26 protein-coding genes and 4 tRNA genes are annotated in these 26,670 nt (G+C 68.5%); 24 read left to right on the forward strand and 6 right to left on the reverse strand.

From position 1 onward, the window contains the following. Positions 1–59: 59 nt before the first annotated feature. A complete protein-coding gene (locus AMIS_RS02905) occupies positions 60–1,073 on the forward strand; it encodes an LLM class flavin-dependent oxidoreductase (protein ID WP_014440693.1) in 1,014 nt (337 codons plus the stop codon). Positions 1,074–1,083: 10 nt separating this feature from the next. Then, on the forward strand, positions 1,084–1,758 hold the full coding sequence (locus AMIS_RS02910) for an MOSC domain-containing protein (protein WP_014440694.1): 675 nt from the start codon (positions 1,084–1,086) through the stop codon (positions 1,756–1,758). Here the strand turns inward: AMIS_RS02910 and AMIS_RS02915 are convergent. The 5 genes from AMIS_RS02915 to AMIS_RS02935 all read right to left on the reverse strand — a co-directional run bounded on the left by AMIS_RS02915 (position 1,739) and on the right by AMIS_RS02935 (position 5,039). After that, on the reverse strand, positions 1,739–2,959 hold the full coding sequence (locus AMIS_RS02915; protein ID WP_014440695.1) for a hypothetical protein: 1,221 nt from the start codon (positions 2,957–2,959) through the stop codon (positions 1,739–1,741). The genes AMIS_RS02910 and AMIS_RS02915 overlap by 20 nt on opposite strands. After that, a complete protein-coding gene (locus AMIS_RS02920; protein ID WP_014440696.1) occupies positions 2,956–3,456 on the reverse strand; it encodes a SigE family RNA polymerase sigma factor in 501 nt (166 codons plus the stop codon). Before AMIS_RS02920 ends, AMIS_RS02915 begins: the two co-directional genes overlap by 4 nt. A gap of 349 nt (positions 3,457–3,805) precedes the next feature. Continuing rightward, positions 3,806–4,198, reverse strand: a complete 393-nt coding sequence (locus AMIS_RS02925) for a barstar family protein (RefSeq protein WP_386934276.1) — start codon at positions 4,196–4,198, stop codon at positions 3,806–3,808. 167 nt (positions 4,199–4,365) lie between these two features. After that, the gene (locus tag AMIS_RS02930) at positions 4,366–4,674 is read right to left on the reverse strand and encodes a hypothetical protein (RefSeq protein ID WP_014440698.1); all 309 of its coding nucleotides are present in this window, start codon (positions 4,672–4,674) and stop codon (positions 4,366–4,368) included. 284 nt (positions 4,675–4,958) lie between these two features. After that, positions 4,959–5,039, reverse strand: a tRNA-Tyr gene (locus AMIS_RS02935). Between the two features lie 147 nt (positions 5,040–5,186). On the opposite strand from AMIS_RS02935, the gene AMIS_RS02940 reads away from it, so the two are divergent. The 3 genes from AMIS_RS02940 to AMIS_RS02950 all read left to right on the forward strand — a co-directional run bounded on the left by AMIS_RS02940 (position 5,187) and on the right by AMIS_RS02950 (position 6,887). Next, positions 5,187–5,678 carry a YajQ family cyclic di-GMP-binding protein gene (locus tag AMIS_RS02940; RefSeq protein ID WP_014440699.1) on the forward strand — a complete coding sequence of 164 codons (492 nt, stop codon included), beginning with the start codon at positions 5,187–5,189 and terminating at the stop codon, positions 5,676–5,678. A 31-nt stretch (positions 5,679–5,709) separates the two neighbouring features. Further along, on the forward strand, positions 5,710–5,997 hold the full coding sequence (locus AMIS_RS02945) for a hypothetical protein (RefSeq protein ID WP_014440700.1): 288 nt from the start codon (positions 5,710–5,712) through the stop codon (positions 5,995–5,997). Between the two features lie 74 nt (positions 5,998–6,071). Further along, positions 6,072–6,887 carry a sulfurtransferase gene (locus tag AMIS_RS02950; protein ID WP_014440701.1) on the forward strand — a complete coding sequence of 272 codons (816 nt, stop codon included), beginning with the start codon at positions 6,072–6,074 and terminating at the stop codon, positions 6,885–6,887. Here the strand turns inward: AMIS_RS02950 and AMIS_RS02955 are convergent. Then, on the reverse strand, positions 6,884–7,195 hold the full coding sequence (locus AMIS_RS02955; RefSeq protein WP_014440702.1) for a hypothetical protein: 312 nt from the start codon (positions 7,193–7,195) through the stop codon (positions 6,884–6,886). The genes AMIS_RS02950 and AMIS_RS02955 overlap by 4 nt on opposite strands. Before the next feature lie 436 nt (positions 7,196–7,631). Here AMIS_RS02955 and AMIS_RS02960 point away from each other — a divergent pair, with 436 nt between their 5' ends. The 19 genes from AMIS_RS02960 to rpsL all read left to right on the forward strand — a co-directional run bounded on the left by AMIS_RS02960 (position 7,632) and on the right by rpsL (position 26,670). Beyond that, positions 7,632–10,160, forward strand: coding sequence for a putative bifunctional diguanylate cyclase/phosphodiesterase (locus tag AMIS_RS02960; RefSeq protein WP_014440703.1), 2,529 nt, complete (start codon positions 7,632–7,634; stop codon positions 10,158–10,160). 96 nt (positions 10,161–10,256) lie between these two features. Next, positions 10,257–10,329 (forward strand) — tRNA-Thr (locus tag AMIS_RS02965). 49 nt (positions 10,330–10,378) lie between these two features. Continuing rightward, positions 10,379–10,451 (forward strand) — tRNA-Met (locus tag AMIS_RS02970). 116 nt (positions 10,452–10,567) lie between these two features. Beyond that, entirely contained in the window at positions 10,568–10,735 is a 168-nt protein-coding gene (gene rpmG, locus AMIS_RS02975; RefSeq protein WP_014440704.1) for a 50S ribosomal protein L33, read from the forward strand. A gap of 69 nt (positions 10,736–10,804) precedes the next feature. After that, positions 10,805–11,257 (forward strand): MaoC family dehydratase N-terminal domain-containing protein, encoded by a 453-nt coding sequence (locus AMIS_RS02980; protein WP_014440705.1) that lies wholly within the window; start codon positions 10,805–10,807, stop codon positions 11,255–11,257. Further along, entirely contained in the window at positions 11,254–11,661 is a 408-nt protein-coding gene (locus AMIS_RS02985) for a MaoC family dehydratase (RefSeq protein ID WP_014440706.1), read from the forward strand. Before AMIS_RS02980 ends, AMIS_RS02985 begins: the two co-directional genes overlap by 4 nt. An 81-nt stretch (positions 11,662–11,742) precedes the next feature. Next, a tRNA-Trp gene (locus AMIS_RS02990) sits at positions 11,743–11,815 on the forward strand. A gap of 108 nt (positions 11,816–11,923) precedes the next feature. After that, positions 11,924–12,292: a preprotein translocase subunit SecE gene (gene secE, locus AMIS_RS02995; protein ID WP_014440707.1), complete on the forward strand. Its 369-nt coding sequence runs from the start codon at positions 11,924–11,926 to the stop codon at positions 12,290–12,292. Between the two features lie 63 nt (positions 12,293–12,355). Next, the gene (gene nusG, locus AMIS_RS03000) at positions 12,356–13,105 is read left to right on the forward strand and encodes a transcription termination/antitermination protein NusG (RefSeq protein WP_014440708.1); all 750 of its coding nucleotides are present in this window, start codon (positions 12,356–12,358) and stop codon (positions 13,103–13,105) included. Between the two features lie 76 nt (positions 13,106–13,181). After that, the gene (rplA, locus tag AMIS_RS03005) at positions 13,182–13,901 is read left to right on the forward strand and encodes a 50S ribosomal protein L1 (RefSeq protein ID WP_014440709.1); all 720 of its coding nucleotides are present in this window, start codon (positions 13,182–13,184) and stop codon (positions 13,899–13,901) included. A gap of 72 nt (positions 13,902–13,973) precedes the next feature. Continuing rightward, positions 13,974–14,900, forward strand: a complete 927-nt coding sequence (locus AMIS_RS03010; RefSeq protein WP_014440710.1) for an ATP-binding cassette domain-containing protein — start codon at positions 13,974–13,976, stop codon at positions 14,898–14,900. Continuing rightward, positions 14,897–15,595 carry a hypothetical protein gene (locus AMIS_RS03015; RefSeq protein WP_014440711.1) on the forward strand — a complete coding sequence of 233 codons (699 nt, stop codon included), beginning with the start codon at positions 14,897–14,899 and terminating at the stop codon, positions 15,593–15,595. The genes AMIS_RS03010 and AMIS_RS03015 overlap by 4 nt, the downstream gene beginning before the upstream one ends. Before the next feature lie 323 nt (positions 15,596–15,918). Next, complete coding sequence (rplJ, locus tag AMIS_RS03020; protein ID WP_014440712.1) at positions 15,919–16,464, forward strand: 50S ribosomal protein L10; 546 nt, start codon at positions 15,919–15,921, stop codon at positions 16,462–16,464. Between the two features lie 57 nt (positions 16,465–16,521). Further along, positions 16,522–16,905, forward strand: coding sequence for a 50S ribosomal protein L7/L12 (rplL, locus tag AMIS_RS03025; RefSeq protein ID WP_014440713.1), 384 nt, complete (start codon positions 16,522–16,524; stop codon positions 16,903–16,905). Between the two features lie 570 nt (positions 16,906–17,475). Continuing rightward, the gene (gene rpoB, locus AMIS_RS03030; protein ID WP_014440714.1) at positions 17,476–20,916 is read left to right on the forward strand and encodes a DNA-directed RNA polymerase subunit beta; all 3,441 of its coding nucleotides are present in this window, start codon (positions 17,476–17,478) and stop codon (positions 20,914–20,916) included. 88 nt (positions 20,917–21,004) lie between these two features. Then, positions 21,005–24,895: a DNA-directed RNA polymerase subunit beta' gene (locus AMIS_RS03035; protein WP_014440715.1), complete on the forward strand. Its 3,891-nt coding sequence runs from the start codon at positions 21,005–21,007 to the stop codon at positions 24,893–24,895. Positions 24,896–24,961: 66 nt separating this feature from the next. Beyond that, complete coding sequence (locus AMIS_RS03040; RefSeq protein WP_014440716.1) at positions 24,962–25,309, forward strand: hypothetical protein; 348 nt, start codon at positions 24,962–24,964, stop codon at positions 25,307–25,309. 44 nt (positions 25,310–25,353) lie between these two features. After that, positions 25,354–25,836, forward strand: a complete 483-nt coding sequence (locus tag AMIS_RS03045) for a hypothetical protein (RefSeq protein WP_231859221.1) — start codon at positions 25,354–25,356, stop codon at positions 25,834–25,836. A gap of 459 nt (positions 25,837–26,295) precedes the next feature. Continuing rightward, positions 26,296–26,670, forward strand: coding sequence for a 30S ribosomal protein S12 (gene rpsL, locus AMIS_RS03050; RefSeq protein WP_014440718.1), 375 nt, complete (start codon positions 26,296–26,298; stop codon positions 26,668–26,670).

Below are 26,670 nucleotides of genomic sequence, written 5' to 3' on the forward strand. Positions count from 1 at the left end.
TCCCCGTCTAACTGTGAGTTGGCTGGGTTTGCACTGAGTGCCGGCCGCGCTATGTTCGAGTGGTGCCAGAACGCCGCGTCCCGCTTTCCGTCCTAGATCTCGCCACTGTCCGTGAAGGGCACGGCAGCGCCGACGCCCTGCGCGGCACCATCGAGATCGCCAGAACCGCGGACGAACTGGGCTATGCCCGGTTCTGGGTCGCCGAGCATCACAACATGCCGGCCGTCGCCTCCACCGCGCCGCCGGTCCTGATCGGAGCCGTCGCCGCGAACACCCGGAACATCCGGGTCGGCTCCGGCGGCGTGATGCTGCCCAACCACATGCCGTTCGTGGTGGCCGAGCAGTTCGCCCTGTTGGAGGCGCTCTACCCGGACCGGATCGACCTCGGCATCGGCCGGGCGCCCGGCACCGACCAGGCCACCGCGGCCGCGCTGCGGGGCGTGTCGCCCTACCTGACCGTGGAGCAGTTCCCGGAGCACCTGCAGACCGTGATGTCGCTGCTCGGTGACGCCCGGGCCACCGCGCCGGCCCGGCTGTCGGCGACCCCGGCGGCGGAGAGTTACCCGGAGGTCTGGGTGCTCGGGTCCTCCACCTACGGCGCGCAGCTCGCCGCCGCGCTCGGCCTGCCGTTCTGTTACGCGTACCACTTCGCGATGAGCTCCGACGTGGACACCGCCGCCCGGCTCTACCGGGAGGGCTTCCAGCCGTCGCCGCGCTGGTCCGAGCCGCACCTCATGGTCAGCGCCTCGGTCCTGGCCGCGGAGACCACCGAGGAGGCCGACTACCTCGCCGGTCCCAGCCGGATCATGGCGTTGAGCCTGCGGACCGGCCGGCTCGGCCCGATGGTCTCGCCGGAGACCGCGGCCACCCGGGAGCTGACCGACCTGGACCGGGCGGTGCTCGGCTCACTGCCCGGCACGCAGTTCGCCGGGACCGCCGAGGAGGTCGTCGCCGGGCTGGACGCGCTCGTCGAGCGGACCGGCGCGAGCGAGCTGATCCTGGCCGGTTCGGTCTACGACCCGGCGACCCGGCAGGACAGCTTGATCCGGATCGCGAAGGCGTGGGGCCTCTAGTCTTGCTTCCATGAGCATCGTTCTCTCGGTCAACGTCGGATCGTCCGAACCCAACCCGGCGAAGGGCGTCGGTGTCACAGGCATCGGCAAGCGGCCGATCGACGGCCCGATCGCGGTGCGCCCGCCCGGCCCGAAACACGTGGGGCTGCACAGCGGGGTGGTCGGCGACTTCATCGGCGACACCCAGCACCACGGCGGTGACGACCAGGCCGTTTATGCGTACGGGCGGGAGGACTACGCCTGGTGGGAAGCCGAGCTCGGCCGTGAGCTGCCGAACGGCATCTTCGGCGAGAACCTGACCACCGAGGGGATCGACCTGCTCGGCGCGGTGATCGGCGAGCAGTGGCACTTCCCGTCCGGTGTGGTGCTGCAGCCCACGTTCGGCCGGATCCCGTGCGCGACGTTCCAGCACCGGATGGAGGAGCCGCGCTGGGTGAAGCGGTTCGCCCAGGCCAACCGGACCGGGACGTACCTGCGGATCCTCGAACCCGGCGAGATCCGGGCCGGCGACCGGGTGGAGATCCGCGAACGCCCCGGCCACGGGCTGACCGTGGCCGAGGCGTTCGGCATCTACATGCACGACCAGGACCGGCTGGCCCGCCTGCTGGTCGCGGACTCCCTGCCCCCGTCGATGCGCAGGGAGGTCGAGGAGCGACTGTCCCGGACTACCGGCAGCGCCAGATGATCGGCTGAACAGGGCGTTCCGCGGCGACGCCGCTCAGGTTGGAACCGGCGGCGATCCGGGCGTTCTCGCTGATGAAGGCCACCCCGAACGAGTCGTCCGGGTACTTCTCCAGCCGCGGCAGGGACATCACCTCCTTGCCGACGTAGACCGCCGGCTCGCCCTGGATGAACCAGTCCGCCTTCCGGTGCGGCCCGGGTATCTGCGCGGCCGTCACCTCGTCGAGCAGCTTCTCCCAGGTCCGGCTGCTCGGGTCGTACCGGAACATGCGCGGGTTGAGGGCGGCCGGTGACTGCCGCGCGCTCGGTTCGAGCAGCATCCGCACCTCGGCGTAGATCCAGCCGTAGTGGTAGGCGCGCGGCTCGACGTACACCTTCTCGTCGCCCTTCTCCGGCTGCGGTGAGCGGACCGCCTCGACAGTGCCGTCCTGGTGCCAGAGGAACATGCCGTTCAGGTCACCCCCGTACAGCGAGGTGATGATCGTGCCGTCCTCGGTGACGTCCCAGGCGGTGCCGGCGGTGTAGCCCGGCGGCATCGGCATCGCCTCGGGTTCCGCGGTCCACGACGCCCAGCGCTGCGGGACGCCCTCACCCTGGTTGGTCTCGGCGTCCCCGGCGATCAGCCCGGCCTCGTTGATGGCGGCCGCGTTGCCGGCGCCCTTCAACCGGGTCACCGTGCCGTCGTGCAGCACGTAGGGCATCACGGTCCCCTCGGTGGTGGCGCCCACCGCGATCCCGGCGGTGTTGATGTCACCCATCGACACCCGGGGCCCGGTGTACGTGACGTGTTCGGCCAGCTTCCCGTCCCGCCACACCAGCACGTCACCGTCCCCGCCGGCGACCGGCTCGGTCTCCCCGACCAGCACACTCCCGGTCGGGTCACCGCCGTTCACCGCCGCCGACGTCGCGGTGCCGAGCGGCAGCTCCGCGGCGGTGCAGGCGGCCGGCACCCCGGGATCCGCCGGGAGCGGCGGTGGCAGCGACGCCGGATGCGGGCGCAGCACCAGGATCCCGCTCGTCACCGCGACGGCCAGGCCGGTCGTGACGGCGGCGCCGGTGGACCAGGTCCGCACCCGCCGGGCCCGCAGACCGTTCCGCATGGCCTTCGCCACGTCGATCCGCGCGGTGGCGTCCGGCTCGGCGTCCAGCGGCCGCATCAGCAGCGTTCCGTACTCGTCCTCGTTCATGCCGCTCTCCTCCTTCACCGGGTCTCCTGCAGCGCCGGCCCGTTGTCGCCGAGAATCCGGCGCAGAGCGGCGAGCCCGTGCGACGTCTGGCTCTTCACCGTCCCCTCCGAGCAGCCGAGGATCTGCGCCACGTCGGTCACCGACCTGTCACACAGGAACCGCAGCACCAGCACCGCCTGCTGCCGCGCCGGCACTTTCGCCAGCGCCGCCCGCAGCACGGTGCGCTGCTCCACACCCGGCGCCCCACTCGACTCCACCCGCTCCGGCGCCGACGCGAACAACCCCACCCGCCACCACCCGCGCCGCCTCTCGTCCAGGAACGTCCGCACGATCATCGTGTGCACATAGGCGTCCACGTTCTCCGCACGCGACACCTTCGGCCAGCGGGCATACAGCTTGGTGATCGTCTCCTGCACCAGGTCATCGGCCTGATCCCGGTTGCCGCTGAGCAGATAGGCAAGCCGGCGCAGCGCCGGGAGCCGCCCGTTCACATACGCCAGATAGTCCTCGTCCATCCCGCTCCCCGTTCTGCCGTCACTTAGATAGACGCCAGTCCGGAAGGCAGGGTTGTATCAATCTTTTCGGGTACGGCCAGAGCACTCCCCAAACGCGGCTACCACGCCCGTGGCAGCCGCGCGGCCAGTTGCCCACTCCAGGCCGCCCGGCGACCGCCGGCGACGGGTGCATGGCCGAGCAGCACCCCGTCCCACGCATAGCCGGGCCGCCACGCGCGGCATCACCGCGCCGTGCACCCATCGGGTGAAAGCTGCGCGCCCGGAAACGCGCGGATACCAGCGGTCCCACAGGATGCCGCAAAAGCAGAAACGCTCCAGTGTCGGTTTCGGCGCTGCCGTTCCGACTCGTCTACTCCAGAGCGAGCCGACCGGGGATCTCCTCGTTGAAGATCTCGATGAGCCAGCCGAACGCCGTCTCGCCGTGACCAACCCGAGCCGCTTCGATCCGTACCCGCATAGATTCGCGATGACTCGGATGACAGGTAAGAAGCCACCGTTCCATATTCCGTGCGGCTTCGGCATGTCCGAGCGCTTCTCGGCTGCGCTCATGATGACGCCAGACAACCCGGAAATCACCGTCGTCGGGCGTACCGAAGCCGCCGCGTAAGCAGTCGGCGAAGGCGTCGAGGTTGCGGCCGAAGTACCCACCGCAGCCCATCGTCTCGCCGACGACGGCGTAGAAATCATCCAGGCTGTTGATCCGCCGGCCATCGAGAACATAGATCTCCGTCACGAGCGCCATGGTAGGAGCGAAAGAGACTGAGGCTGGGAGATTTTGGCTGAAGCGTTCGCAGCGGCACACCGGCCAGATCGCCATTTCAAGAGCCTGGTCCCAGATTGCGAAGGTGAAGCGGCTGGTGGTCTGGTGCGGATCCCAGCCGGAAAGCGGGGGCTGTTCGTACGCGCCGTTCAAGGCACCGGAGAGCGATCATCATTCTCCGGCCGGCTCAGCGACTTCGCCTGCTCCACGAGTTGCTGGACCTGCTGCGGAGCGAGCCTGCTGGCCGCTGCAACCAGGCTGCCGATCTCTCGGGCAGCCGGGTACGAATCGGGCGGCGCGGCGTGGCTGCCGGCAGGCAGCCCAGCGATCACCAGCAGGTCGGCAAGCGGCATCTCCAGGATCGGCGCGATGTCGTGGAGGAGTTCCGGGCTCGGCTCCAACCTGCCACTGAGTAACTGATTGATGGTCGACTCGGCACGCGCCGATGCGCGGCTCACGGCCCGTGCGGTGAGTCGACGGTTGGAAAGCAGGCCCCGATGATCTCTGCGAAGTCGGCGCTCATCGATGTACGCTACCGGCCGCCTCCGCGCGGCAGCGAAGGGTGCGGTAGGTCTTCTCCACTCTGAGCCCCGGCTGCGCGGTGCCGAGGAGGCCCATGGCCGGAGGACGAGTGTGCTCTCGTCTGCCCACGACTGCTCGTCGAGAGTTGGGCTCACTGGATCACAACGAGAACGGCCCCGGACCGCGTTTCCGCTGGCACCGGGGCCGTTCTACTTCCCTGTGGCGGGTAGAGGATTCGAACCTCTGTAGCTTTCGCGACGGATTTACAGTCCGCTCCCATTGGCCGCTCGGGCAACCCGCCTGGGAACCACCGCGGTCTCCCGCAGCAGCGGACATCAGGATAGCCGTACCGCGGGCGGCCCTCGCAACCGGGTACGGTCGGCATGTCGCGGGGCCCGGATTGCCCCGCTGAAGCACCACTGGGACGAAGACAAGCAGGAGTCTGATCATGGCAGCCAGCCCGTCGTTCGACATCGTGAGCAAGGTCGACCGGCAGGAGGTCGACAACGCGTTCAACCAGGCGGAGAAGGAGCTCGCCACCCGGTTCGACTTTCGGGGTACGGGCACCGTCGTCGCCAAGTCGGGGGAGGCGTTCACCATCACGTCCGAGACGGAGGAGCGGGCCACCGCGGCGCTCGACGTCTTCAAGGAGAAGCTGGTGAAGCGGAACATCTCCCTGAAGTCGCTGGACGCCGGGGAACCGCGGCAGTCCGGCAAGACGTACAAGATTGATCTGAAGGTCGTCGAGGGCATCGAGTCCGACAAGGCCAAGGCGATCAGCAAGAAGATCCGCGACGAGGGGCCGAAGGGCGTGCAGGCGCAGATCCAGGGCGACCAGCTGCGCGTCACCGGCAAGAAGCGGGACGACCTCCAGGCGGTCATCGCGCTGCTCAAGCAAGAGGATTTCGGCGTCGCCCTGCAGTTCACGAATTACCGCTGAGTGACGGCCGCCCGCGTCGCAGACTGATGCGGTGGGTACAGCGGTGCTGGGCGGCCTGATCGGGCTGCTGTTGCTGGCGTTCGGCGCGCGCGTCCTGGTCAGTGGGCGCGCCCCGGCGGTGATCGGCCGGTCGTTCCGGACCGATCGGGAGGCCGGCTTCTATCACCTGCTGTTCGGCCTGGCAGTCCTGATCTTCGTGGGGGGTGCCCGCCTGGCGGGTGGGTCCTCCGGCACGACCGCGTCCGTCATCTCGGTGGCCCTGGTCGCGGTCGCCGTCGTCCGCTTCCGGCCACGGGCCCGGGCCCGCAGAGACGACTGATCGGGTACGGGAAATCGCGGCGTACCGTCGATGCGGGAACCGCACCGGCCCGTAGTCATAAGGAGACGGACATCGTGATCGACCCGGTCGTGGACGTGGAGTGGCTGCGCGATCACCGTGACGACGTCGTCCTGGCGGACGTCCGGTGGTATCTGGACGGGCGGTCCGGCCGTGACGCGTACGCGAAGGGCCATCTTCCCGGCGCCGTCTTCATCGACCTGGACACCGCGCTGGCCCGGCACGGCTCGCCGGCTGAGGGCCGGCATCCGCTGCCGGATCCGGGCACGTTCGCCGCGGCGATGGCGGCGGCCGGGATCGGGGACGACGACACCGTGATCGGTTATGACGACGCCGGCGGCGTGATCGCGGCCCGGCTCGTCTGGATGCTCCGGGCGATCGGCCACGACGCGGCGCTGCTGGACGGCGGGCTGGCCGCCTGGACCGGCGACCTGACCACCGAGGTGCCGCAGCCGGCGCCGGCGTCGTTCACGGCGCGGGACTGGCCGGCCGGGCGGCTCGCCACCATCGACGAGGCGGCGGCCGGTGATCGGGTGGTGCTGGACGCCCGGGACCGGTCCCGTTACCGGGGTGACGCGGAGCCGGTGGATCCGCGGCCCGGTCACATCCCGGGCGCGCGGAGCCTGCCCACCCGGGAGAACCTGGGCGCCGACGGGCGGTTCCGGCCGGTGGGCGAGCTGCGGGACCGGTTCGCGGAGCAGGGCGTGAGCGACGCCGCCGACGTCATCTCCTATTGCGGGTCCGGCGTGACGGCCTGCCACAACCTGATCGCGTTGGAGCACGCGGGTCTCGGTGCCGGCCGGCTCTTCCCGGGCTCCTGGTCGCAGTACGCGCACACCACCCGCCCGGCCGCGACCGGCGACCAGCCCTAGTTCTGCGCGTCGAGCCAGCGCTGGTGTGCCTCCCAGGCAGCCTGTTTGCTGCTGCCGACGGCGGCGCCGATCTGTGCCCAGGAGGCCCCGGCGCCCCGGGCGGTGCGGATCATCGGCTGCCGTCCGTAACCGGCTTTGCGGATCACCACCTCGCTGAGCGCGAGCATCTCCAGGGCTTCGTCGCGGGTGAGGCGGGGGCTGCCCTCCGGGTCCATGGTGGCGAGGGCGTCGCGCATGCGCAGATCGTTGTACCGGGCGGTCGCCGTCACGAGGGTGTGGCGGGGTTCGAGTTCCTCCGGTGTCGTCACTGGACGATGGTTGCGTCAAGCCAGCCTGACGTCAAGCAACCTTGACGGACAGAGGCGAATTGCCCTCACTTCTACCCGTAAATCCGGCACAAAGCCCTCAATTTTTGAACTCGCTGTCGCGGGATTGACTCAACCGTTCGGCCATTGTTTCGGGAAGTCTCGGTTCGACCCGCCGGTGGACGCTCCCCGTCGCACAACTGGTGTGGCAACATCAGGATACCGAACCTGAGTACACGCGCCAACAGGAGTCATGCATGTCTGCAAGGAAACTGAGCCGCCTCGCCGGTTTGGTGCTAGTGCTTGCGGCTGTTTTCGGTGGACTCGCCGCTGGTCACACCGCGTCTGACAGTGCCACGGCGGTTCGCTACACCACGCTTGACTTCGACTGGACCTGATCGTCCAGCTCACTTTTCCGCGCGACCTGAAGAGGAGCGCCATGGCCGGCCCTTCACGATCCCGGCGGCGTTCCGCGGATTACGCGTGGCTGATCACCGGTCCGCTCGGTCTGTTCGCATTCGCCTGCACGATCGGGTTCTGGATCGACGATCCGGGGTGGTACCGGGACGCACTTCCGGCCCTGGTCATCCTGGCGCTCTATCTGGTCAGCCAATTCGCCGCGTTCAACGTGGTGATCCGGCGCAGCGGCCTGACCGTGACGGTGACCGAGGTCCCGCTCGTCCTCGGCCTCTACTACATATCGCCGGTCCTGATGATCGGTGTGGTCGTCATCGGCGCCCTGTCCATGCAGGTGCGCTACACGACTGCACCGGTCAAGGCCTGGTTCAACGTGGCCAAGCAGGCGGCGAGCATCTGTGCGTCGCTGCTGGTGATCGAGGCCTTCCCGCCGATCGTGAACGCCGGACCGGGCACCTGGGGGATCCTGGCCGTCGCCGTGGCGGTCAACGTCCTGGTGCAGCTGGCCTGCTTCGCCGGTGTGATGAGCGTGGTGCAGGGCGGCCGGGCCGCCCCGGACATGCTCCGGGCCAGCCTGCCCAACCAGATGATCGCCGGGGTCAACGCGGCGGTCGGCCTGCTCTTCCTGATCGCCCTGGAGGCGACCAAATGGTCGGCGATCCTGCTCGGGGTCCTGGCCGTCGCCCTGACGCTGCTGCTGCGCTCGTTCGCCGGCTTCTTCCGGCAGCACCGCACCCTCGCCGACGTCTACGAGCTCACCCAGGCGCTGCGCAAGGAGAGCTCGGACAGCGCGCTGCCCGACGTCCTGCTCGGCCGGGTCCGCGAGCTGATGCGCTCGGAGTACGCGACGCTCTGGCTCGCCCCGCAGGACCGCTATCCCGAGGTGCTGCTCACCGCTCAGGTGGACAACAAGGGACTGCTCGACATCTCGCCGGTGCCCGCCGTGATCCGCGACCACGCGATCCAGGAGCACCGGGTGATCGGGGTCGGTTCCCGGTTCCCGGAGACCGAGCACCTGCGTGCGGAGCTGCGCTCGACCCGGGCGAAAGACGTGCTGGTCGTCCCGCTCCGGTCCGGTCAGACGGTGATCGGCACCCTCGAGGTGGTCAACCGGCTGGGGGAGAGCCGCAGCTTCCGGGACAGCGACGTGCAGGTCCTGGAGACCATCGCGGCGCACGCCGCGGCCACCGTGGAGAACTCGCGCCTGGTCGACCGGCTGCGCCACGACGCGTACCACGATCGGCTGACCGGGATGCCGAATCGGCGCCGGATCGTCGACGCGCTGGCCGAGTCGGTGCGGGTGCACGCCGAGCACGAGGTCGTCGCGGTGGTGCTCTTCGACGTGGACGGCCAGCGCAACGTCAACGAGTCGATGGGCCACGCGGCCGGCGACAAGCTGCTCTCCGAGGTCGCGGCCCGGCTGCGCGGCATCGCGGACTCCGGCGCGCTGGTCGGCCGGATCGGCGGCGACGAGTTCGTGGTCACGCTGCGGGCCGAGAGCCTCGAGGCGACCATCACGCTCGCCACCCAGATGCGGGAGCGCCTGCGCGGTCCGATGGCGGTCGGCTCGCTCACCCTGGACGTGGACACCGCGGTCGGCGTGGCGGTCTATCCGGATCACGGCAGCGACCCCGAGACCTTGCTGCAGCGCGCCGAGCTCGCTGCCAACGCGGCCAAGGCCCTTCCGTACGGTGTTCAGCCCTTCCACCCCGCCCTGGAGTCCCGTGCGGTCCGCCGCCTGGGCATCGCCGCCGACCTGCGCCGCGCTCTGGACAACGGGCAGCTGGAGGTCTACTTCCAGCCCATGGTCACGCTCGCCGACCGGCACGTGGTGGGCGTGGAGTGCCTGGCCCGCTGGTCGCATCCGGCGCACGGCGAGGTCGCCCCGGAGGACTTCGTGGCGGTCGCCGAGCACACCGGCCAGCTGGCCCGGCTCACCGAGGTGGTGCTCCGGGCCGGCCTGCAGCGCTGCCGGGACTGGGCCGCGGCGGACCGCCCGCTGGCGATCGCGGTGAATCTCTCGGCGCGGACGCTGCTCGACTCCCGCTTCCCGGACCTGGTCGAGGAGATGCTGACGGAGTACCGGGTCGATCCCGGCCAGCTGACCTTCGAGATCTCCGAGCCGGGGATGCTCAACGACATCGAACGGGTGCTGCCCACGCTGTACCGGCTGCGTGACCTCGGCCTCCGGCTCAGCGTCGACGACTTCGGCACCGGTGCCTCCTCACTGGCGTACCTGCGGCAGTGGCCGGTGCACGAGGTGAAGATCGACGACACGTTCGTGCAGGGCATGGCGACCGACAACGGCGATCTCGCGATCGTCCGGGCGGTGGTCGGGCTCTCCCGGGAGTTCGGGCTCACGGTGGTGGCCGAGGGGGTGGAGAGCGAGCTCACCCTGGACCTGCTGGAGGAGATGGGCTGTGAGCTCGGCCAGGGTTACCTCTTCAGCCGGCCGTTGCCGTTCGAGCGGCTGGAGGCCTGGCTGTCCGCTCAGACCGAGCCGGAGTCCACTCCGACCGGAGAGGTCCGCAGGCTCCGAGCGGTGATCTGAGCAGGCCTTTCACGGGGGTGGGGGTACCGATTTCACCCCCGGCCAGAGGCCGTGTAGTCTTACTCCTGCAGCGAGCGAGAGATCGCGAAGCAGCAAGCCCCCTTAGCTCAGTCGGCAGAGCGTCTCCATGGTAAGGAGAAGGTCTACGGTTCGATTCCGTAAGGGGGCTCTTCCGGGTTCGTTCCCGCCCCGCCGGCGATGAACTATGAGCCTGGCTCGGCGGTGTAGCTCAGATGGCAGAGCAAGCGGCTCATAATCGCTGTGTCGCCGGTTCAAGTCCGGCCACCGCTACTTGGTAAAATCCCTGGTGGTTCCCCGTCTTGGGGCCCACTTTGCAGAGCGACGGCCCTAGCGTCTACGCTGGTACGTCGACAGTTAGAACCCCGTTAGCAGGAAGGCACCCCGCCGTGGCCAAGGCGACCGACGTCCGTCCGAAGATCACCCTGGCGTGTACGGAGTGCAAGGACCGGAACTACATCACCAAGAAGAACCGGCGTAACGACCCGGACCGGATTGAGCTGAAGAAGTTCTGCCCCCGTGACGGGAAGCACACCCTGCACCGCGAGACGCGCTGATCTCAGCGTCAAAAGTTTCACCCTGCGCCGTCCGGAGTCATCCGGGCGGCGCAGAGTAGTTTGTGGGGCATGTCCCTGGACCAGTCTTTCGTCGGCCGCAGCTGGCCGGCCACCGAGCCCTATCTCGTGGGCCGGGAGAAGATCCGCGAGTTCGCCCGGGCGATCGGGGCCACCGACGCGGAGTACCACGACCCCGAGGCGGCCCGTGCCGCCGGTTACCCCGACGTGGTTGCCCCACCCACGTTCCCGGTGGTTTTCACCATGGCCTCGAGCCGTCAGATCATCTCTGACCCGGCGCTCGGCCTCGACTACAGCCGTGTGGTGCACGGCGACCAGAGATTCGCCTACACCCGCCCGGTCGTCGCCGGTGACGCCCTGATCTGTGTCAACTCGGTCGAGGACATCACCAGCCGGGGCGGGCACGAGTTCATCACCACGCGGACCGAGGTGAGCACGGAGGCCGGCGAGCCGGTCGTCACGGTCTGGTCGAAACTGGTGCAGCGCGGCGAGGAGGCGGCATGAGCGGGCTTGCGGGCGAGGTTCTGGAGCCGCAGACGTTCCGGGTCACCCGGGCGGATCTGGTCCGTTACGCGGGTGCCTCGGGTGACTTCAACCCGATCCACTGGAGCGAGCGGACCGCCACCGGTGTCGGCCTGCCCGGTGTCATCGCACACGGCATGTTCACGATGGCTCTGGTGGGCCGCGCGGTCACCGCGTGGGCCGGCGCCGCCGACGCGGTCGTCGAGTTCAGCGTGCGGTTCGCCCGGCCGGTGCCGGTGCCGGACACCGACGAGGGGACCGAGATCGTGGTGGGCGCCACGGTCAAGGAGATCACCGATGACGGACACACCCGGCTGAGCCTGACCGCCACGTGCAACGGCGACAAGGTACTGTCCTTGGCACAGGCGCTCATCAGGAAGCGGTAGCCCGGGTTGGGATAACGCCGGGCGTACCCGTACACTGGTGCGCCGTGGGGCACTGAACCGTCTTCGGTCCAGGTCCCGCGAAGGGGTGTAGCTCAATTGGCAGAGCAGCGGTCTCCAAAACCGCAGGCTGCAGGTTCAAGTCCTGTCACCCCTGCGCAAACCTCCTCGACGTGCCCGCCCGGTGCGCGGTTCGCACAATCTCCGCGTCCGATCGAGTGCTGACGGGAACATCAACACCCACCGACGACGGAAGTAGGGCGAAGTGGCCGAGAAGGACCGGCCCGGTGACGACGTCCCGGGCGACGACGAGGTACTCGCCGACGCCGCCGCCGGCGGTGGCGTGCCGGACGACGGCGCCGACACCGCGACCGGCAGTGGCGGGACCGCGCTGGCCGAGCGTTCGGCCGACTCGGACAGCCCGAAAGCCAAGAAGCGTCGCGGCGGACCGATCGGCCGGGTGGGTGGCTTCTTCCGCGAGGTCGTCAGCGAGCTCCGCAAGGTCATCTGGCCGACCCGCAAGGAGCTGCTGACCTACACGAGCGTTGTGATCGTCTTCGTGACGGTCGTGACCGCGATCGTGTCAGGCTTGGACTACGCCTTCGGTAAGGGCATTCTCTGGGCTCTCGGCTGATCCGCCGTTTTCCCCGTACGAGTGCTGGAACCGAAGAGACCTGATCTGGAGAAGTGAGCGAGCGTGCCTGAGTACGACGACGAGACCGCGCAGTTTGCTGACGAGCAGTCGTCGCTGGACACCGACGAGTCGGTAGAGGCGGCCGCGACGTCGGTCGCCACCCAGGCGCCCGAAGCGGACGAGACCTCCGAGCCGGCTGCGGCTCCCGAGGCCGACGAGGACTACGACCCCGTCAAGGAGCTGCGGCAGAAGCTGCGGTACGCGCCCGGCGACTGGTACGTGGTGCACTCCTACGCCGGTTACGAGAACAAGGTCAAGACCAACCTCGAGACCCGCATCACGAGCCTCGACATGGAGGAGTTCATCTTCCAGGTCGAGGTTCCGACCCGCGAAGAGGTCGAGGTCAAGAACGGCAAGCGCAACCAGGTGCAGGCCAAGGTCTTCCCCGGTTACATCCTCGTCCGGATGGATCTCACCCCGGAGTCCTACTCCTGCGTGCGCAACACGCCCGGCGTGACCGGCTTCGTCGGCGCGACCGACCGGGTCGACCGTCCGGCGCCGCTCTCCCTCGACGAGGTGCTGAAGTGGCTGGCCCCGGCCGTCGCGGCCGAGGAGAAGAAGGCGAAGCCCGAGGTCAAGGTCCTCGACTTCGAGGTGGGTGACTCGGTCACCGTCACGGACGGCGCCTTCGCGTCGCTGCCGGCCTCGATCAGCGAGATCAACGCCGACCAGCAGAAGCTCAAGGTCCTGGTGTCGATCTTCGGCCGGGAGACCCCGGTCGAGCTGAACTTCAACCAGGTCACCAAGATCTGATCGTCAGGATCTCTGGCGATATCAGTGGGAGGGGCCGCCGCGTGCGGCCCCGCCATCAACCACAGGAGTAAGTGAAATGGCACAGCGCAGCAAGGCGTACCGCAACGCCGCCGAGAAGATCGACGCCAACAAGCTCTACGAGCCCAAGGACGCGGTCGCTCTCGCCAAGGAGACCAGCCCGGTCAAGTTCGACGCCACCGTCGAGGTCGCGATGCGCCTCGGTGTCGACCCGCGTAAGGCCGACCAGATGGTCCGTGGCACCGTCAACCTGCCGCACGGCACCGGCAAGACCGCCCGCGTGATCGTTTTCGCCCAGGGCGCGAAGGCTGAGGAGGCCGTCGCGGCCGGCGCCGACGAGGTCGGCACCGACGAGCTCGTGGCCCGCATCCAGGGTGGCTGGCTGGACTTCGACGCCGCGATCGCGACGCCGGACCAGATGGCCAAGATCGGTCGGATCGCCCGGATCCTCGGCCCGCGTGGCCTCATGCCGAACCCGAAGACCGGCACCGTGACCATGGACGTCACCAAGGCCGTCAACGAGATCAAGGGTGGCAAGATCACCTTCCGGGTGGACAAGCACTCGAACCTGCACATGATCATCGGCAAGGCGTCCTTCTCGCCGGAGCAGCTGGTCGACAACTACGCCGCGGTGCTCGACGAGGTCCTCCGGGCCAAGCCGTCCGCCGCCAAGGGCAAGTACCTGAAGAAGGTCACCGTCGCCACCACGATGGGCCCGGGCGTCCAGGTCGACCCGAACGCCGTGAAGAACCTGCGCGGCGACTCCAACGAGGGCTGACCGCCCGCGTAAGCAATACGAACGAGGCCTCCGGGACACCCCGGGGGCCTTTTTCATGGCAGGCTTCCGGCCATGCGTTTCGAGGGCATCTGGTTCCGGTACGCCCGCCGCGCCCCCTGGGCTCTGCGGAACGCCGAGGCGACGGTCGAACCCGGCAGCGTCGTCGTGGTCCTCGGTCACAACGGGGCCGGCAAGTCCACGCTGCTCCAACTGGCCGCCGGCGTGCTGCGGCCGGTGCGCGGCGCGATCCGGGACCGGCCCGCGGTGATCGGCTGGGTGCCGGAACGCTTCCCGGCCACGCAGCCGTTCTCCGCGCTCGGGTACCTGCGGGCGATGGCTGCGGTGCGCGGCCTGGGACCGGGCGCCGCCGAGCACTGGATCGAGCGCCTGGGACTGACCGCGCACGCGGGCACCCCGCTCGGCGACCTCTCCAAGGGCACCGCGCAGAAGGTCGGCCTCGCCCAGGCCCTGCTCACCCCGCCCGGCCTGCTGGTGCTGGACGAGCCGTGGGAAGGGCTCGACGCGGCGTCCCGCTCGCTGATCCCGGAGATCGTCGCCGAGGTGACCGGGCGCGGGGGAGTGGTCCTGGTCAGTGATCACCGAGGGGAGATCGCCAGCCTCCCGGGGGCGCTGCACTGGACCGTCACCGACGGGGAGTTGCGCGTCACGGATACGCCGGCGCACGTCCCGGCACAGTCCACGGGCGTCCCGCCGGACGAGGTGATCGTCGAGGTGGCGGTGCAGCGGCAGGACGCCGCCCTGGCGGTGGCCGGGCTGCGTGCCTCCGGTCACCGTGTCCTTGGGGTACGGGAGAGACCCGTCCCCGCCGAGCCGTCCGCCACGGGTTCCGGCCCCGCCACGACCGGTCCCGCCACGACCGGTCCCGCCACGACCGGTCCCGCCACGACCGGTCCCGCCACGACCGGTCCCGCCACGACCGGTCCCGCCACGACCGGTCCCGTGACCACCGGTCCGGCCGTCACCGAGGAGGAGCGATGATCGCGCTGGCCCGGATGCGGACGGCCGGCTTCCTGCGCAGCGGCCGGGCCCTGGCCCCGCTGGTCGCCGTGCTCGTGGTGCTGTCGGTGCTCTACGGCGGCGGCGCGTCCCCGGCCGCCGCGGCCTACGGATACTCGGCGGCGGCGCTCTTCGCGGTGCTGGCCTGGATCACCAAGCTGGTGCTGGACACCGAGCCGGACGTGCAGCGGCAACTGGCCCGGCTCGCCGTCGGCCCGGCCCGGGAGGCCGCGGCCGGCCTGCTGGCGGCCGCCGTCCTCGGCGCCGGGGTGTGCCTGCTGGCGATGCTGGCGCCCTGGGCGTTCGGCGGCATCCGGGGTCCGGAGGCCGGCTCCGGCGAGCCGTCGACCGCGGTGGGTGTGCTGCTCGGCGTGGCGGCCCATCTGCTGGCGCTGCTCGGCGCCCTCGCGCTCGGCGCGCTGGCCGCCCGGGCGGTGACCCGGCGGGTGCTGCCCGGGGTGGCGGTGCTGGTCACCGGGGCGGTCCTGGTGATCGTGCTGGGCCTGCGGGACTCGATCGCGCCGTGGTTGGTGCCGCCGGTGATGGCCACCGCGCGGGCGCTGAGCGAGGGTGCCGCGCCGGCCGCCGGGACCCTGCTCGGACTTACCGCGTGGACGCTCCTGTGGTGTGCCGTGGTGCTCGCCGTCTATGCCCGGCTGCGCCGCGGACGGTCCTGACCCGGTGGTCGCTCTGCCGACCGATCGGGGGCGGATCGGAAGCCGGAGAAGTGCGGGACGGGGCCGATTTGGTTTGGGCGGCTGTTGCGCGTACTGTTGCTTCTCGAAGTTCCACCCATAGACCGCTGGTCGCCGCAGCAGCCGTCACCACGACGGAGGCCGCGGCCGAAGGTCCCGCACGAGTGGGCGACCTGCGCAGGGCGAACGGTTGTGATTCAGCGGCACGCTCCGGTGTGCCAGTTGTCGCCCCGTGCCCCTGCGCCGGGGCGTTTTTCTTGTGCGGACCCTCTCGACCAGTGGCTGGACACTGAGAGAGGAGGGACATGGCGGACAAGCCGGTCCGGGCCGACAAGGCTTCGGCCGTTTCCGAGCTCACGGACCACTTCCGTGCCTCGACGGCCACCGTGTTGACCGAATACCGCGGCCTCACCGTGAAGGAGCTCACCGAGCTCCGTCGCTCGCTGGGCAGCGAAGCCAAGTACGCGGTCGCGAAGAACACTCTCGCGAAGCGTGCGGCGACCGACGCGGGCATCGAGGGTCTCGACGCTCTGTTCACCGGTCCTACCGCGCTCGCCTTCGTGAAGGGCGATGTGGTCGAGGCGGCCAAGGGCCTTCGTGCCTTCGCCAAGGCCCACCCCGTTCTCGTCATCAAGGGCGGTGTCTTCGAGGGCAAGGCTCTCACGGCGGACGAGGTCAACAAGCTTGCTGACCTCGAGTCCCGCGAGGTGCTGCTGGCCAAGCTGGCCGGCGCCATGAAGGGCAACCTCACCAAGGCGGCCGGGCTGTTCCAGGCCCCGCTGTCGCAGGTGGCGCGCCTCGGTGCGGCCCTGCAGGAGAAGCGCGAGAAGGAAGGTTCCGCCGAGGCCTGATCGGCCTTGCGGTTCCGAACAAACTTTTTAGTTCAAAGCTAGGAAAGGTTGCCTGATATGGCGAAGCTCAGCACCGACGAGCTGCTTGACGCGTTCAAGGAGATGACGCTGATCGAGCTCTCCGAGTTCGTGAAGCAGTTCGAGGAGACCTTCGAGGTCACCGCCGCTGCCCCGGTTGCGATCGCGGCCGCCGGTGGCGCTGCGGCTCCGGCCGAGGCCGAGGCCGAGAAGGACTCCTTCGACGTCGTCCTCGAGAGCGACGGCGGCAAGAAGATCCAGGTCATCAAGGTCGTGCGTGAGCTGACCGGCCTGGGCCTCAAGGAGGCCAAGGACGCCGTTGAGGGTGCCCCCAAGGCCATCCTCGAGGGTGTCAACAAGGAGAAGGCCGAGGCCGCCAAGGCCAAGCTCGAGGGCGAAGGCGCCAAGGTCACCCTCAAGTGATCTAACGCTCCTCAGCGTTGCTTGTCGATGGCGGGAATCCATGATGGGTTCCCGCCATCGGTGCATTTCGGTGTCCGTTCCGGCTGCTCAGGACGAGCCGGCCGGAGCCTGACCGAGACACGCCGCAAAGCATGTCAAAGCTCGCTATCCATGCGTTATGGTCCCTTTGGTGCGCCAGCCGGATGACTGCACCCGTCCGACCCGCGGCACAGCCCTTGACTGTGTGTCCGCTGACAGGCACGCTGACATCAGCAAGTTTCCGCGCTTGCGACAGTCGCGCTGTGGGTAATCGGTGGAGTGCCGATCCTCGCAGACCGGCACCCGAGGAAGAGTCGCCGCGTTTCTGAGCGGCCCCACCGCTGGTGAGGGCATGTTCCGCGGGCCACCTCAGGTGTGGGCTGGACAGCGGTTAGCCGAGCGGCTACACTGCTAGTTTGCGCTGCCTTCTGTCTTGATGCCTGTCGGGATATCCATGTGGATTGATTCCCGGGGGCTCATTGGAGTGCACGCAGACAAAGCCGCAGCAGATTTTCAGCCGCACCGCAGCACCGGTCCTCGGAAGGACGCATCTTGGCAGCTTCCCGCCCTGCGAAGACCAGCCGTACGTCGAGCGCTTACGCACCCCGCCGGGTTTCTTTCGGCCGGATCACCGAGCAGCTAGAGGTCCCCAACCTCCTCGCCCTCCAGACGGACTCCTTCGACTGGCTGGTTGGCAACGAGGCTTGGCAGGCCCGGACGACGGACGACCCGCACGCCCACTCGGGCCTCGCAGAGATCCTCGAAGAGATCAGTCCCATTGAGGACTTCTCCGGCACCATGTCGCTGTCCTTCTCGGCTCCGCGATTCGACGAGGTCAAGGCCTCGATCGAGGAGTGCAAGGAGAAGGACCTGACCTACTGTGCCCCGCTGTTCGTGACCGCGGAGTTCACCAACAACACCACTGGCGAGATCAAGAGCCAGACCGTGTTCATGGGTGACTTCCCGATGATGACCCCCAAGGGGACGTTCGTCATCAACGGCACCGAGCGGGTCGTGGTGAGTCAGCTCGTCCGCTCGCCGGGCGTGTACTTCACCAAGGAGCCGGACAAGACCTCCGACCGTGACCTCACCAGCGTCAAGGTCATCCCGAGCCGGGGTGCCTGGCTGGAGTTCGACATCGACAAGCGTGACACCGTGGGTGTTCGCATCGACCGCAAGCGCCGGCAGGCCGTCACGGTCCTGCTCAAGGCGATCGGCTGGTCGGCGGATCAGATCCGGGAGCGGTTCGGCTGGTCCGAGCTGCTCATGACCACGCTCGAGAAAGACCACATCGCAGGGCAGGACGAGGCCCTGCTAGACATCTACCGCAAGCTGCGTCCGGGCGAGCCCCCCACCCGGGAGAACGCGCAGACCCTGCTCGACAACCTCTTCTTCAACCCGAAGAGGTACGACGTCGCCAAGGTCGGCCGGTACAAGTTCAACAAGAAGCTCGAGATCGACGTCCCGATCGTCCGGGGCACGCTCTCCGAGGAAGACATCGTCAAGACCGTGGACTACCTCTGCCGGCTGCACGCCGGTGAGGAGGGCTACGAGGCCGACGACATCGACCACTTCGGCAACCGCCGTCTGCGGACGGTCGGCGAGCTCATCCAGAACCAGGTCCGCGTCGGCCTGTCCCGGATGGAGCGCGTCGTCCGCGAGCGGATGACGACCCAGGACGTCGAGGCGATCACGCCGCAGACCCTGATCAACATCCGTCCCGTGGTGGCGGCGATCAAGGAGTTCTTCGGCACGTCGCAGCTGTCGCAGTTCATGGACCAGACCAACCCGCTGGCGGGCCTGACCCACCGGCGCCGGCTGAGCGCGCTCGGCCCGGGTGGTCTGAGCCGTGAGCGGGCCGGCTTCGAGGTCCGTGACGTGCACCCGTCGCACTACGGCCGGATGTGCCCGATCGAGACCCCCGAGGGTCCGAACATCGGTCTGATCGGTGCGCTCTCGACGTTCGCGCGGGTCAACCCGTTCGGCTTCATCGAGACGCCGTACCGCAAGGTCGAGAACGGTGTCGTCACCGACGAGGTGCACTACCTCACGGCCGACGAGGAAGACCGGTTCATCAAGGCCCAGGCGAACGCCGTGCTGTCCAGCGACAACACGTTCGCCGAGGACCGCGTCCTGGTCCGCCGTAAGGGCGGTGAGGTCGACTACGTCCCCGGTGGCGAGGTCGACTACATGGACGTCTCGCCGCGGCAGATGACCTCGGTCGCGACCGCGATGATCCCGTTCCTCGAGCACGACGACGCCAACCGTGCCCTCATGGGCGCGAACATGCAGCGTCAGGCCGTTCCGCTGGTCAAGGCGGAGTCGCCGCTGGTCGGCACGGGCATGGAGTACCGCGCCGCGGTCGACGCCGGTGACGTGGTCGTCGCCGAGGTCGGCGGCGTCGTCGAGGACCTGTGCGCCGACTACGTGACGGTGCACCAGGACGACGGTCACCGTCGTACCTACCTGCTGCACAAGTTCCGCCGCAGCAACGCCGGTTCCTGCGTCAACCAGAAGCCGGTCGTCTTCGAGGGTGACCGGGTCGAGGCCGGCCAGGTCATCGCCGACGGTCCCTGCACCGACGAGGGCGAGATGGCCCTGGGACGCAACCTGCTGGTCGCGTTCATGTGCTGGGAAGGCCACAACTACGAGGACGCGATCATCCTGTCGCAGCGCCTCGTGCAGCAGGACGTGCTCACCTCGATCCACATCGAGGAGCACGAGGTCGACGCCCGTGACACCAAGCTCGGCCCGGAAGAGATCACCCGCGACATCCCCAACGTCAGCGAGGAAATGCTCGCCGACCTGGACGAGCGCGGCATCATCCGGATCGGCGCCGAGGTCGTCCCCGGCGACATCCTGGTCGGCAAGGTCACGCCCAAGGGCGAGACCGAGCTGACCCCGGAGGAGCGGCTGCTCCGCGCGATCTTCGGTGAGAAGGCCCGGGAGGTCCGGGACACCTCGCTGAAGGTTCCGCACGGCGAGACCGGCACCGTCATCGGTGTCCGGACGTTCTCCCGCGAGGACGGCGACGAGCTGCCCCCGGGTGTGAACGAGCTGGTGCGGGTCTACGTCGCGCAGAAGCGGAAGATCCAGGACGGTGACAAGCTCGCGGGCCGCCACGGCAACAAGGGCGTCATCTCCAAGATCCTCCCGGTCGAGGACATGCCGTTCCTCGAGGACGGCACCCCGGTCGACATCGTGCTCAACCCGCTGGGTGTGCCCTCGCGTATGAACATCGGACAGGTCCTGGAGACCCACCTCGGGTGGATCGCCAAGACCGGCTGGTCGGTCGAGGGCGAGGACGCGGACTGGAAGCGTCAGCTCCGCGCCATCGAGGCCCACGAGTCCCCTGCTGACAGCAACGTCGCGACCCCGGTCTTCGACGGCGCCCAGGAGGAGGAGATCAAGGGTCTGCTCGAGTCGACGCTGGTGAACCGGGACGGCAAGCGCCTGGTGAACGGCGACGGCAAGGCCCAGCTGTTCGACGGTCGCTCGGGTGAGCCGCTGCCGGACCCGATCTCGGTCGGCTACGTCTACATCCTCAAGCTCAACCACCTGGTCGACGACAAGATCCACGCGCGGTCGACCGGTCCGTACTCGATGATCACGCAGCAGCCGCTCGGTGGTAAGGCTCAGTTCGGTGGCCAGCGGTTCGGTGAGATGGAGTGCTGGGCGATGCAGGCCTACGGTGCGGCCTACGCACTGCAGGAGCTGCTGACCATCAAGTCCGATGACGTCCTGGGCCGCGTGAAGGTCTACGAGGCCATCGTCAAGGGCGAGAACATCCCGGAGCCGGGAATCCCGGAGTCCTTCAAGGTGCTCCTCAAGGAGCTGCAGTCGCTGTGCCTGAACGTCGAGGTGCTCTCCAGCGACGGTGTGGCCCTGGAGATGCGCGAGACGGACGACGAGGTCTTCCGGGCCGCGGAAGAACTCGGCATCGACCTGTCCCGGCGCCCGAACGAGGGCGTCAGCAGCGTCGAAGAGATCTGACGGTAAGCGTCCCCGGGGTGCACACCCCGGGGACGCTCCCCGCCGGCCTTGAATTCACCCGAGCAACGAAACACGAGGGATAGTCCAAGTGCTCGACGTCAACTTCTTCGACGAGTTGCGCATCGGCCTTGCTACCGCTGACGACATCCGGCAGTGGTCGCACGGCGAGGTCAAGAAGCCCGAGACGATCAACTACCGCACCCTCAAGCCCGAGAAGGACGGACTCTTCTGCGAGAAGATCTTCGGTCCGCAGCGGGACTGGGAGTGCTACTGCGGCAAGTACAAGCGGGTCCGGTTCAAGGGCATCATCTGTGAGCGCTGCGGCGTCGAGGTGACCCGGTCCAAGGTCCGCCGTGAGCGCATGGGTCACATCGAGCTGGCCGCGTCGGTGACCCACATCTGGTACTTCAAGGGCGTCCCGAGCCGGCTGGGTTACCTGCTGGACCTCGCGCCCAAGGACCTCGAGAAGATCATTTACTTCGCTTCGTACGTGGTGACGAGCGTGGACGCCGAGGCGCGTCACCGCGACATGTCGACCATCGAGAACGAGATCTTCGCCGAGAAGCGCCAGTCGGAGAACGGCCGTGACTCGGAGATCGAGAAGCGGGCCGCCAAGCTGGAGCAGGACCTGGCCGAGCTCGAGGCCGAGGGTGCCAAGGCCGATGTGCGCCGCAAGGTCAAGGAAGCCGGCGAGCGCGAGATGCGCCAGATCCGGGACAAGGCGCAGCGCGAGATCGACCGCCTCGACGAGGTGCTCGACACCTTCCGCAAGCTCGACTCCAAGCAGCTGGTCACCGACGAGCTGCTCTACCGCGAGCTCCGGGACCGCTTCGGTGAGTACTTCACCGGCGGCATGGGCGCGGAGGCCATCAAGGCCCTCCTCGAGAACATGGACCTGGACGCCGAGGCGGAGAACCTCCGGGAGATCATCCGCACCGGTAAGGGCCAGCGGAAGATCCGGGCGCTCAAGCGGCTCAAGGTCGTCGCGGCGTTCCTGAACACCCGCAACTCGCCGCTCGGCATGGTGCTGGACTGCGTTCCGGTCATCCCGCCGGACCTGCGCCCGATGGTCCAGCTCGACGGTGGCCGCTTCGCCACCAGCGACCTGAACGACCTGTACCGCCGCGTCATCAACCGCAACAACCGCCTCAAGCGACTGATCGACCTCGGCGCGCCCGAGATCATCGTCAACAACGAGAAGCGGATGCTGCAGGAGGCCGTCGACGCCCTGTTCGACAACGGCCGTCGTGGCCGGCCGGTCACCGGTCCGGGTAACCGCCCGCTCAAGTCGCTCTCCGACATGCTCAAGGGCAAGCAGGGCCGGTTCCGTCAGAACCTGCTCGGCAAGCGCGTCGACTACTCCGGCCGTTCGGTCATCGTCGTCGGCCCGCGGCTCAAGCTGCACCAGTGCGGCCTGCCCAAGCAGATGGCGCTGGAGCTGTTCAAGCCGTTCGTGATGAAGCGCCTGGTCGACCTGAACCACGCGCAGAACATCAAGTCCGCCAAGCGGATGGTCGAGCGTCAGCGCCCGGTCGTGTGGGACGTGCTCGAAGAGGTCATCAGCGAGCACCCGGTGCTGCTGAACCGCGCGCCGACCCTGCACCGCCTCGGCATCCAGGCCTTCGAGCCGCAGCTGGTCGAGGGCAAGGCGATCCAGATCCACCCGCTCGTCTGCACGGCGTTCAACGCCGACTTCGACGGTGACCAGATGGCGGTCCACGTGCCGCTGTCCGCCGAGGCCCAGGCCGAGGCGCGGATCCTGATGCTGTCCTCGAACAACATCCTCAAGCCGGCCGACGGCAAGCCGGTCACCATGCCCACCCAGGACATGGTCATCGGTCTGTACCACCTGACCCACCTCACGCCCGGCGCCAAGGGCGAGGGCCGGGTGTTCAGCTCGGACGCCGAGGCCCGGATGGCGTACGACAACGGCGAGCTGCACCTGCAGGCGCCGGTGAAGATCCGTCTGCGTGAGGTCATCGGTGTCGACAACGGCGCCAAGGGCGAGGCCTGGACCGCTCCGGAGGACTGGACCGAGGGCGAGCCCGTCCTGGTCGAGACCACCCTGGGCCGCGTGATCTTCAACGAGACGCTCCCGGTCGGGTACCGGTACGTCAACTACGAGATCCGCAAGGGTCAGCTGTCGGCGATCGTCAACGACCTCGCCGAGCGCTTCCCGAAGGTCGTCCTCGCGGCGACCCTGGACGCGCTCAAGGAGGCCGGCTTCCACTGGGCCACCTGGTCCGGTGTGACGATCGGCATGGGCGACGTCATCGGTCCCCCGCGCAAGCCGGAGATCCTCGCCCGCTACCAGGTCGAGGCGGACCGGATCGACAAGCAGTACCAGCGTGGTCTGATGACCGCCGAGGAACGTCGCGGCGAGCTCATCGAGATCTGGACCAAGGCGACCAACGAGATCTCCAAGGAGATGGAGACCGCGCTGCCGCAGGAGAACCCGCTCTGGGTGATGATCAACTCCGGCGCCCGCGGTAACCTCCTCCAGCTCCGGCAGATCGCCGCGATCCGTGGTCTGGTGGCCAACCCCAAGGGTGAGATCATCCCGCGGCCGATCACCTCGTCGTACCGCGAGGGTCTGACCGTGCTGGAATACTTCATCTCCACCCACGGCGCCCGTAAGGGTCTGGCCGACACCGCGCTGCGTACCGCCGACTCGGGTTACCTGACCCGTCGTCTGGTGGACGTGTCGCAGGACGTCATCATCCGCGAGGAGGACTGCGGCACCGACCGCGCGATCCCGATGCAGGTGGGCGAGCGGGAGCCGGACGGCACCCTGGTCGTGCACACGCACGCGGAGACCGGCGTGCACGCCCGTACCCTGGCCGACGACATCGACGACGCCAACGGCAACCGTGTGGTGTCGCGTGGCGACGACCTCAACTCGATCATGGTCGACAAGCTGGTCGCCGCGGGCGTGGAGAACGTCCGGGTGCGCAGCGTGCTGACCTGTGAGTCGAAGCTGGGCGTCTGCGCGGCCTGCTACGGCCGTTCGCTGCCGACCGGCAAGGCGGTCGACATCGGCGAGGCCGTCGGCATCATCGCGGCCCAGTCCATCGGTGAGCCGGGTACCCAGCTGACGATGCGTACCTTCCACACCGGTGGTGTCGCGGGTGAGGACATCACCCAGGGTCTGCCGCGTGTGCAGGAGATCTTCGAGGCCCGCGTGCCGAAGGGTAAGGCGCCCATCGCCGACACCCCCGGCCGCATCCGCATCGAGGACGGCGAGCGTTCGCGGAAGATCATCGTGATCCCGGACGACGGCAGCGACGAGATCGTGTACGACAAGATCTCGAAGCGCGTCAAGCTGCGGGCGCACGACGGCGACCACGTCAACGTCGGCGAGAAGCTCACCGAGGGCACCATCGACCCGCACGAGCTGCTGCGCATCATGGGTCCGCGCGCGGTCCAGGTCCACCTGACCAGTGAGGTCCAGGAGGTCTACCGCTCGCAGGGTGTGCTCATCCACGACAAGCACATCGAGATCATCATCCGCCAGATGCTCAAGCGGGTGACGGTCATCGACTCCGGCGCGACCGAGTTCCTGCCGGGTGTGCTGGTCGACCGGGCGCTCTTCGAGTCGGAGAACCGCCGTCTCGTGGGCGAGGGTGGCGAGCCCGCCGCCGGCCGTCCGGTGCTGATGGGTATCACCAAGGCCTCGCTGGCGACCGACTCGTGGCTCTCCGCGGCCTCCTTCCAGGAGACCACCCGGGTGCTCACCGACGCTGCGATCAACTCGCGCAGCGACTCGCTGGTGGGCCTCAAGGAGAACGTCATCATCGGTAAGCTCATCCCGGCCGGTACCGGTATCAGCAAGTACCGGAACATCCGGGTCGAGCCGACCGAGGAGGCCAAGGCCAAGGTGTACTCGATGACCGGGTACCCCGAGACCGACTACGGCTTCGGGCCGGCCAGCGGGCAGGCTGTGCCGCTGGACGACTTCGACTTCGGGTCGTACCGCTAAGGGTTTCTGACACAGGGGCGGTCGCGCATGGCGCGGCCGCCCCTGTGGCGTTCTTAAGATGGACGGATGACCGTCTCCCCAGTGCCGACCCGTCACCCGCTGGATCCGGAGCCGGTGCCGTCCACCAAGTCCCGTGCGGTGTTCGCGCTCGGGCTCGTCGGGCTGCTGACCGGAGTGTTCATCGGCGGGGTGATACCGGCCACCGTGGCGCTGCTGCTGGCCCGGCAGGCACACCGTGAGGCGTATGCGGCGGGCGGTTATCTGACCGGCTCGGCGTGGATCCGGCGGGGACGCCGGCTGGCCTGGGCCGGCCTGGTGCTCGCGCTGGCGTCGCTGGTGGTGGCCGTGATCGCCGGCCTGCTGCATTTCGCCGCGGCGCCCGGCGGGACGGACTTCGCGCCCGGGACCGACTGACGCCGGGCTGCGCCCCGGCTCGGACGGGTGACATGCTTTCCCCCATGACGCAGCCGCCGCAGTCCTTCTACGGCCCGCCACAGCAGCCCTCCTACGGCCCGCCGCCGGTGGCGCCGCCGTCCGTGGGCTGGCAGCTGGAACGCGTCGACGCGGTCGGTGGCACCGGGTTCGGCCTGGCGCAGCTGAGGGTCGTGCCGATCACATCCGGCCTGGCGATCGGCTCGCTGGTGGCCGGGATCGGTGCGATCCTGGTTTCCACGCTGGCTCTCTGCTTCGGCGCGGTGGGTGCCGGCGAGGGCTGGGGGGTCTGGGTGGGTGGCGCGTTCACCCTGCTCAGTGTGCTGGCCGGTGTGGGAGCGGTGACCGCCGGGATGATCGCTCTTCGGCAGATCCGCCGGTCCGGTCAGCCCGGCCGGGTGCGATTCACCGGCCGAGGGGTGGGCATCGCCGGCATCTCCTGCGGCGCGGCCGGCGCGGGAATAGGTCTGGTCGGTCTGTTGCTGGGACTGGTGTTGCAGATGTCGTGAGTGGCCACGCCCGGCTACCGACCAGTTACGCGGAGGCCACCGTACAGCTCTGTGGGCTCCGGGATCCGGCACCGCGGCGATGCCGCGCCGGAGCACCCGGTACACTGGTATACGGAGATGTCCATCGTGGGAGCCTGAGCTCATTTTGACCTGGGTGCCTATGGTGGGTAATCTTTCCCTTCGTGCCCGGGCTCGCCCGGGCAACTCGTGCGTGCACCCGATTCGGAAGGTACGACGGGGATAGCGGCACGACGGGCGGAGCTCGGTGAGAGCACCTGTCCCGACAGAGACAAGACCCGAAACGCGTGGTCTACCCACGCGTGGCGGGACCGTGAGCCGGACGACACGCCCGACCGCGGGTGCGGGAGACGCCCTCCAGGGCGAAGCCCGCACACAGAGGCAGAAATACTCGGTGCGGCCGTAAAAACAGGAAGCGGCCGAAGGGAGCGGAGAAACCCGGTGCCCACGATCCAGCAGCTGGTCCGAAAGGGCCGCCAGGCGAAGACGAGCAAGACAAAGACGCCGGCGCTGAAGGGAAGTCCTCAGCGGCGCGGCGTGTGCACGCGCGTGTACACCACTACCCCCAAGAAGCCGAACTCTGCGCTGCGCAAGGTCGCTCGTGTGAAGCTGAGCAGCCAGATCGAGGTCACGGCGTACATCCCGGGCGTCGGTCACAACCTGCAGGAGCACTCCATCGTGCTCGTGCGCGGCGGCCGTGTTAAGGACCTTCCGGGCGTTCGCTACAAGATCGTTCGTGGTTCGCTGGACACCCAGGGTGTCCGCAACCGCAAGCAGGCCCGCAGCCGTTACGGCGCGAAGAAGGAGAAGAGCTGA

Origin of the sequence: Actinoplanes missouriensis 431, assembly GCF_000284295.1 — a bacterium.
Taxonomy (GTDB): Bacteria; Actinomycetota; Actinomycetes; order Mycobacteriales; family Micromonosporaceae; genus Actinoplanes; species Actinoplanes missouriensis.

Coding starts and splice junctions, on each gene's coding strand:
- AMIS_RS02910 (WP_014440694.1), top strand. CDS start 1,084: ATGAGCATCGTTCTCTCGGTCAACGTCGGATCGTCCGAACCCAACCCG.
- AMIS_RS02920 (WP_014440696.1), bottom strand. CDS start 3,456: ATGGACGAGGACTATCTGGCGTATGTGAACGGGCGGCTCCCGGCGCTG.
- AMIS_RS02925 (WP_386934276.1), bottom strand. CDS start 4,198: ATGGCGCTCGTGACGGAGATCTATGTTCTCGATGGCCGGCGGATCAAC.
- AMIS_RS02940 (WP_014440699.1), top strand. CDS start 5,187: ATGGCAGCCAGCCCGTCGTTCGACATCGTGAGCAAGGTCGACCGGCAG.
- AMIS_RS02960 (WP_014440703.1), top strand. CDS start 7,632: ATGGCCGGCCCTTCACGATCCCGGCGGCGTTCCGCGGATTACGCGTGG.
- AMIS_RS02980 (WP_014440705.1), top strand. CDS start 10,805: ATGTCCCTGGACCAGTCTTTCGTCGGCCGCAGCTGGCCGGCCACCGAG.
- AMIS_RS02985 (WP_014440706.1), top strand. CDS start 11,254: ATGAGCGGGCTTGCGGGCGAGGTTCTGGAGCCGCAGACGTTCCGGGTC.
- rplA (WP_014440709.1), top strand. CDS start 13,182: ATGGCACAGCGCAGCAAGGCGTACCGCAACGCCGCCGAGAAGATCGAC.
- AMIS_RS03010 (WP_014440710.1), top strand. CDS start 13,974: ATGCGTTTCGAGGGCATCTGGTTCCGGTACGCCCGCCGCGCCCCCTGG.
- AMIS_RS03015 (WP_014440711.1), top strand. CDS start 14,897: ATGATCGCGCTGGCCCGGATGCGGACGGCCGGCTTCCTGCGCAGCGGC.
- rplJ (WP_014440712.1), top strand. CDS start 15,919: ATGGCGGACAAGCCGGTCCGGGCCGACAAGGCTTCGGCCGTTTCCGAG.
- rplL (WP_014440713.1), top strand. CDS start 16,522: ATGGCGAAGCTCAGCACCGACGAGCTGCTTGACGCGTTCAAGGAGATG.
- AMIS_RS03040 (WP_014440716.1), top strand. CDS start 24,962: ATGACCGTCTCCCCAGTGCCGACCCGTCACCCGCTGGATCCGGAGCCG.
- AMIS_RS03045 (WP_231859221.1), top strand. CDS start 25,354: ATGACGCAGCCGCCGCAGTCCTTCTACGGCCCGCCACAGCAGCCCTCC.